The organism is Pseudomonas morbosilactucae (assembly GCF_023241715.1).
GTDB classification, from domain to species: domain Bacteria; phylum Pseudomonadota; class Gammaproteobacteria; order Pseudomonadales; family Pseudomonadaceae; genus Aquipseudomonas; species Aquipseudomonas morbosilactucae.
Genome location: NZ_JALQCW010000125.1, coordinates 1 through 6,833, shown reverse-complemented (window position 1 = coordinate 6,833; position 6,833 = coordinate 1). Strand labels below are relative to the sequence as shown.

The window sequence follows — 6,833 nt, the reverse complement described above, 5'->3', positions numbered from 1 at the left end:
CCCCCAATTTTGCGCAAGGCTCAGGGACGCCATCGCGGGCAAGCCCGGCTCCTACAAGGGGCGATGGGGGCCGTGGTTACGCTGGTAGGTGTCTTCGCCCATAGCGGCGATCTGGCCTTCGATCAGGGCTTCGAAAGGTCGCAGCAACGGCTCGAAAGAGACCGGTGCTTCCAGCACTTGCAAGGCCTGGACAATCGCTTCCACGGTGGACAAGGCACCCGGCCCCGGCGCCTTGCGCAAGCGATAACGGGACACCGCACCTTCAGCCAGGGTCACCCGAGGCAAGGCCGCCAGCAACGGATTGAGGTGCAGCAACTTGCGCGCCTTGCGCCAGGTGCCATCGGGCACCACCAGCAGCAGCGGCTCATCCGCCGCCCCATAGGCCTGCAACGGCTGGGCGTCATCCGCCGGGAACAACAACCGGGCCTGATAACCCGGTCGATGGAGCAACCCGGGCAAATCCTCGAACACCTCGCCGACGATCAACTCGGCATTGTTCAAGCCCAACGCCGCCAGCCGCGCAGTGTTCAACGCATGGTTCACTTCACTCGGATGCTGCAACAGCAGAACCCGGGTGCGGCTGTCCAACTGCGGGATCAGCGGGCACAGGCAATGGCTGTGCGGTCTCTGGCAACGGGGGCATTGGGGTCTGGACATGGGGCCTCCTCAAGCCTGGTTGAGCTGCGCCTTGAGCAGGTCGCGGAAGGTCTGGATCAGCGGCTCGCGGCTGCGCCCCCGACGCATGATCATGGAAAACGGTGCCTGATAGCCGAAGGTCGCCGGCAACAGCACCCGCAGGTCGCCCTTGTCGGCCCAGGCCTGGGCGTAATGCTCCGGCAAATAGCCGATGTAGGCGCCGGACAGCACCAGGATCAACTGTGCCTCCATGCTTTCCACGGTCGCCGCACTGTGTTTGAAACCGTGGCGCGCCAGCTCCGCCTGGCTCCAGTAGCCCCGCCCAACCATGCGCTGCTGGGTGATCAACTGCTCGGGGATGCGCCGCTCGCTGAACAACGGGTGACGGTTGCTGCAATACAACCAGTGCTGTTCGCGGTACAGCGGCATGTAGATCAGGCCGCTCATGCGTGTGGAAAACGCACCAATGGCCAGGTCCAGGCGGTTGTCCTGGACCCCCAGTTGCAATTCGTGGGGGCTGAGCACCGACAAGTGCAAATGCACCGCTGGGTGTTCCTGGCTGTAGGCGCCGATGGCTTCGGCGAAGGGCAAGGCCTTGTCACTGACAGTGGAGTCGATCACCCCCAGGTTCAGGGTGCCGCGCAGCTCGCCCTTGAGGGCCGCGGCGTATTGCTCGAAACCTTCCAGCTCGCCCAACAGGCGCAGGGTTTCCTGGTGGAACAACTCGCCCTTGCTGGTCAGGCTGAAACCGCCGCGACCACGGTGACAGAGCACCAGGCCCAGGGCTGCTTCCAACTGGCTCATGTAGGTACTGATGGCCGAGGTCGAGAGGTTGAGCTCGTGCTGGGCATTGGCGAACCCCTGATGCCGCACCACGCTGACAAAGATGCGCAATAGTTTCAGATCAGGTAAAGCGTTGGCCATGTTGGGCTCCGATAGAAAACAACAGACACCCTTCCCGGGGCAAGGAAACCGGCAAGCACTCTTGGGGTCGGGGGTGCCAGCGGAAGAAATCGTGCTGAAGTCTAGCGTCACCCTGGCCATTAGTTTAGAAAAATCTGAACTAAGTATTTGTCCGTAGCGATTCTTTCCCCTCACGGCATTTCGCAGAATCGGCCTCACTCGGTTGGCCGAGCAGATCGCCTGCGCCGTCCAGCCCATAAATAAAACAACGATGAGGCCTATCCCGTGGACAAGATTCTTCACCAACCACTGGGCGGCAATGAAATGCCGCGCTTCGGCGGCATCGCCACCATGATGCGTCTTCCCCATCTGCAATCCCCGGCCGGCCTGGATGCCGCGTTCGTCGGCGTGCCGCTGGACATTGGCACCTCGCTGCGTGCCGGCACCCGCTTCGGCCCCCGCGAAATCCGCGCCGAATCGGTGATGATCCGTCCCTACAACATGGCCACCGGCGCCGCCCCATTCGACTCCCTGTCGGTGGCGGATATTGGCGACGTGGCAATCAACACCTTCAACCTGCTGGATGCGGTGCGCATCATCGAAGAAGCCTACGACGGTATCCTCGAGCACAACGTGATCCCCCTGACCCTGGGCGGCGACCACACCATCACCCTGCCGATCCTGCGGGCCATCCACAAAAAACACGGCAAGGTCGGCCTGGTGCACATCGATGCCCACGCAGACGTGAACGACCACATGTTTGGCGAGAAGATCGCCCACGGCACCACCTTCCGCCGCGCCGTGGAAGAAGGCCTGCTCGATTGCGACCGCGTGGTGCAGATTGGCCTGCGCGCCCAGGGCTACACCGCCGAAGACTTCAACTGGAGCCGCAAGCAGGGCTTCCGCGTGGTCCAGGCCGAAGAGTGCTGGCACAAGTCCCTGGAACCCCTGATGGCCGAAGTGCGGGAAAAAGTCGGCGGCGGCCCGGTGTACCTGAGCTTTGACATCGACGGCATCGACCCGGCCTGGGCGCCCGGCACCGGCACCCCGGAAATCGGCGGCCTGACCACCATCCAAGCCATCGAAATCATCCGGGGCTGCCAGGGCCTAGAGCTGATCGGCTGCGACCTGGTGGAAGTCTCGCCACCCTACGACACCACCGGCAACACCTCGCTGCTGGGCGCCAACCTGCTGTACGAAATGCTCTGCGTACTGCCCGGCGTGGCCCATCGCTGAGTGCCGGCCATGAGCGAACAACAGCAGGTCCTCAACGCCGCCGCCGAACTGGTGGCGGCCTTTGCCCGCAACGATCGTGAAGCCTACTTCGGGGCCTTCAGCGCCGACGCGAGCTTCGTGTTCTACACCCTTCCCCAGCCGCTGCTGTCACGCGATGCCTATCAGGTGTTGTGGGACAGCTGGCGTGCCGAGGAGGGTTTCGAGGTGCTGTCCTGCACCTCAAGCAACGCCGTTGTCAGCCTGCAAGGTGACGTCGCCGTGTTTATTCATGACGTGGCCACCGAGCTGCGCATGCAAGGGGAGCAACACTTTAGCCAGGAGCGCGAAACCATTGTGTTTCGCAGACAAGAACAACGAGGCCTATGGCTGGCCTGTCACGAACATTTATCCGCAATGCCGGAAGGGCTGCCACCCCCTTAGCCAATGTGATCGGAGCAGATCATGAATAACAACAACAAAGAAAAAAGCCTTAGCAGCATCGAAACCAACGGGGTCGAACAGATCCCGGACCATGAACGTGACGCCGGACCCAGCGACCTGTTTCGCTTGATCTTCGGCGGCGCCAACACTTTTGCCACCGCCGTGCTCGGCAGTTTCCCGGTGCTGTTCGGCCTGTCATTCCAGGCCGGTGCCTGGGCGATTGTGCTGGGCGTGTTGCTGGGCGCCTTGATCCTCGCGCCGATGGGCCTGTTCGGGCCGATCAACGGCACCAACAACGCCGTGTCTTCCGGTGCCCACTTCGGTGTGCACGGGCGGATCGTCGGTTCGTTCCTGTCGCTGCTGACCGCCATCGCCTTCTTCTCGCTCTCGGTCTGGAGTTCTGGCGATGCATTGGTGGGCGGCGCCAAACGCCTGATCGACCTGCCGGAAACCGACCTGACCCTGGGCCTGGCCTACGGCCTGTTCGCGATTCTGGTGCTGACGGTGTGCATCTACGGCTTCCGCTTCATGCTGTGGGTCAACCGCATCGCCGTGTGGGCCGCCAGCCTGCTGTTCCTGTTGGGCATCTTCGCCTTCGCGCCAAGCTTCGACAGCCAGTTCGCTGGCACCGTCGCCCTGGGCCAGGCCGGGTTCTGGGCCGCCTTTATCGGTGCCGCACTGGTCGCCATGAGCAACCCGATTTCCTTCGGGGCATTCCTCGGTGACTGGTCGCGCTACATCCCCCGGGAAACCCCCAAAGGGCGGATCATGCTGGCGGTGATCGCAGCCCAGGTCGCCACCCTGATCCCCTTCCTGTTCGGCCTGGCCACCGCCACCATTGTCGCGATCAAGGCCCCGGACTACATCGCCGCCAACAATTATGTCGGTGGCCTGCTGGCCGTTTCGCCGAGCTGGTTCTTCCTGCCGGTGTGCCTGATTGCGGTGATTGGCGGCATGTCCACCGGCACCACCTCGCTGTATGGCACCGGGCTGGACATGTCCAGCGTGTTTCCACGGGTGCTGTCGCGGGTCAAGGCGACCTTGCTGATCGGTGTGCTGTCCATCGCCTTCATCTTTATCGGGCGCTTCGCGGCCAACCTGGTACAGAGCGTGTCGACCTTCGCCGTGCTGATCATCACCTGCACCACGCCGTGGATGGTGATCATGATCATCGGCCTGCTGGTCCGTCGCGGCTTCTACTGCCCGGATGACCTGCAAGTCTTCACCCGCGGCGAACAGGGCGGGCGCTACTGGTTCCAGCACGGCTGGAACTGGCGCGGCCTGGGTGCCTGGATTCCCAGCGCGCTGGTGGGCCTGTGCTTCGTCAACTTGCCGGGGCAGTTCGTCGGCCCCCTGGGCAACCTGGCCGATGGCATCGACATCAGCCTGCCGGTGACCCTGGGCCTGGCCTCGGTGGTCTACCTGGTGCTGCTGAACCTGTTCCCGGAGCCCAAAGAGGTCTACGGGCCCAACGACCCACGCAGCCCAAGCACCGACCCCGCGCAACGAAACCCACTGCGCCAAACCGCCTGACCCACGCAGGAGCCGGCTTGCCGGCGAAGGGCCTTCACGCCTTGCAAAGAGCTTGAAGCGACCTTCGCTGGCCAAACCCAACACCGCCCGGCCGGCACCTGCATGCAAGACCTGTTCGTTTCACCCATAAAAAAGATAATCGGAGACTCGCCATCATGGCTTTAGATTTATTTGTCGTGCTTATTTACGCTGCCGCAATGCTGGTCCTGGGCTACTACGGCATGCGCAAGGCCAAGACCCACGAAGACTACCTGGTGGCGGGTCGCAACCTGGGCCCGACCCTGTACATGGGCACCATGGCCGCCACGGTCCTGGGGGGCGCCTCCACGGTCGGCACTGTGCGCCTGGGCTACGTCCACGGGATCTCGGGTTTCTGGCTGTGCGCCGCGCTAGGCCTGGGCATCATCGCTCTCAACCTGCTGCTCGCCAAACCCCTGCTCAAGCTGCGCATCTTCACCGTTACCCAAGTCCTGGAAAAACGCTACAACCCCATGGCCCGCCAGGCCAGCGCGGTGATCATGCTGGCCTACGCGCTGATGATCGGCGTGACCTCGATCCTCGCCATCGGCACCGTGCTGCAAGTGCTGTTCGGCCTGCCATTCTGGATCTCGGTGCTGCTGGGCGGCGGCGTGGTGGTGATCTACTCGGCGATTGGGGGCATGTGGTCCCTGACCCTTACCGACATCGTCCAGTTCGTGATCAAGACCGTGGGCCTGATGTTCATCCTGCTGCCGATCTGCCTGTACCGCGTGGGGGGCTGGGACGAACTGGTGGCCAAACTGCCGGCGTCCAATTTCAACTTCACCACCATCGGCTGGGACACCATCGTTACCTACTTCATGATCTATTTCTTCGGCATCCTGATCGGCCAGGACATCTGGCAACGGGTGTTCACCGCCAAGAATGAAAAGGTCGCGCAATACGCAGGCACCGTCGCCGGCGTCTACTGCATCCTCTACGGCCTGGCCTGCGCCTTGATCGGCATGGCCGCCCACGTGCTGTTGCCGGACCTGGACAACGTCAACAATGCCTTTGCCGCCATCGTCAAAGCCTCGCTGCCCGACGGCATTCGTGGCCTGGTGATCGCCGCCGCCCTGGCCGCCATGATGTCCACCGCCAGCGCCGGCTTGCTCGCGGCCTCCACCACCCTGACCGAAGACCTGCTGCCAAAACTGCGCGGCGGCAAACAGTCGAGCCTGGGCATCAACCGCCTGTTCACCCTGCTGACCGGCATCCTGGTGCTGGGGATCGCCCTGATCGTCAACGATGTCATCAGCGCCCTGACCCTGGCCTACAACCTGTTGGTGGGCGGCATGCTGATCCCGCTGATCGGCGCGATTTTCTGGAAGCGTGCGACCACCTCCGGCGCCATCGCCAGCATGGGCCTGGGCTTCGTCACCGCCCTGGTGTTCATGTTCAAGGATGGCCTGGACGCCAACACCCCGATCTACTACAGCCTGGCCGTGGGCCTGGTGAGTTTCGTGGTGGTCAGCCTGCTGTCCCGGCGCCCCGTCGTGGTGGCCAGCGCCCTCTGATTCAGCCAATACAGCCTCACTTTTTTCGTTAGCGGGTTTCTTCAGCGGGGGCAGCGTCGGTGGCTGCACCCGTTTTTTTCGCCTGGAAAATGCACCGCGCGACAGAGCGAAAAGCGATTGACGAATGGCAGCCACGCCACTCAAAAAGCTGTGCTGTACTGGCAATCAGCGACGGTTGTCTTTGCAGGAAGACAGCACAGGGAACGCTAGCCGCTAATGTGCGCGCTATCGCATCACCCTAGGAAAGGGTCACCCAACAAGAAAACCTCCCCTGCACAGAGGTGTTTTATGGACCGCTTTGACATCCAACAAACCATCCGCCGCTCCATCGACGAACAAATGGCCAGAAAATGGCTTGTCCCGCCTTCCCAGGCCCAGGCCAGCGATAGTTATTCACTGGACCTGAACGCCCTGTTCCAGTCACTGGAAAGCCACTTCAACATCCCGCTCGCCAGCGATCTCGACCTGCGTCGAGTGTCCTCCATCAACGAGCTCAGCCAGTACATCCTGGAAAAAACCCGCCTGACCTGCTGACCGCACTTTGCAGCCTCAGGAGGCGTGCCCATGAAA

Annotated in this window: 7 protein-coding genes; 5 read left to right on the top strand and 2 right to left on the bottom strand. The window is 62.5% G+C overall.

Going from position 1 to position 6,833, the window contains the following annotated elements:
- Nucleotides 1-51 precede the first annotated feature (51 nt).
- Both M1B34_RS33020 and M1B34_RS33015 read right to left on the bottom strand, forming a co-directional pair.
- Nucleotides 52-657 (bottom strand): tRNA-uridine aminocarboxypropyltransferase, encoded by a 606-nt coding sequence (locus tag M1B34_RS33020; RefSeq protein ID WP_123329966.1) that lies wholly within the window; start codon nt 655-657, stop codon nt 52-54.
- 9 nt (nt 658-666) lie between these two features.
- Nucleotides 667-1,560: a LysR family transcriptional regulator gene (locus M1B34_RS33015; RefSeq protein ID WP_123329964.1), complete on the bottom strand. Its 894-nt coding sequence runs from the start codon at nt 1,558-1,560 to the stop codon at nt 667-669.
- 264 nt (nt 1,561-1,824) lie between these two features.
- Between M1B34_RS33015 and speB the strand changes: the two genes are divergently transcribed.
- The 5 genes from speB to M1B34_RS32990 all read left to right on the top strand — a co-directional run bounded on the left by speB (nt 1,825) and on the right by M1B34_RS32990 (nt 6,797).
- Nucleotides 1,825-2,775 (top strand): agmatinase, encoded by a 951-nt coding sequence (gene speB, locus M1B34_RS33010; protein ID WP_123329962.1) that lies wholly within the window; start codon nt 1,825-1,827, stop codon nt 2,773-2,775.
- Between the two features lie 9 nt (nt 2,776-2,784).
- On the top strand, nt 2,785-3,195 hold the full coding sequence (locus M1B34_RS33005) for a YybH family protein (RefSeq protein ID WP_268267362.1): 411 nt from the start codon (nt 2,785-2,787) through the stop codon (nt 3,193-3,195).
- Nucleotides 3,196-3,216: 21 nt separating this feature from the next.
- Nucleotides 3,217-4,728, top strand: coding sequence for a purine-cytosine permease family protein (locus M1B34_RS33000; protein WP_268263397.1), 1,512 nt, complete (start codon nt 3,217-3,219; stop codon nt 4,726-4,728).
- Nucleotides 4,729-4,883: 155 nt separating this feature from the next.
- Nucleotides 4,884-6,263 (top strand): sodium:solute symporter family protein, encoded by a 1,380-nt coding sequence (locus tag M1B34_RS32995; protein WP_123329955.1) that lies wholly within the window; start codon nt 4,884-4,886, stop codon nt 6,261-6,263.
- Nucleotides 6,264-6,551: 288 nt separating this feature from the next.
- Nucleotides 6,552-6,797: an acyl carrier protein gene (locus tag M1B34_RS32990; protein WP_268263399.1), complete on the top strand. Its 246-nt coding sequence runs from the start codon at nt 6,552-6,554 to the stop codon at nt 6,795-6,797.
- Nucleotides 6,798-6,833: the final 36 nt, after the last annotated feature.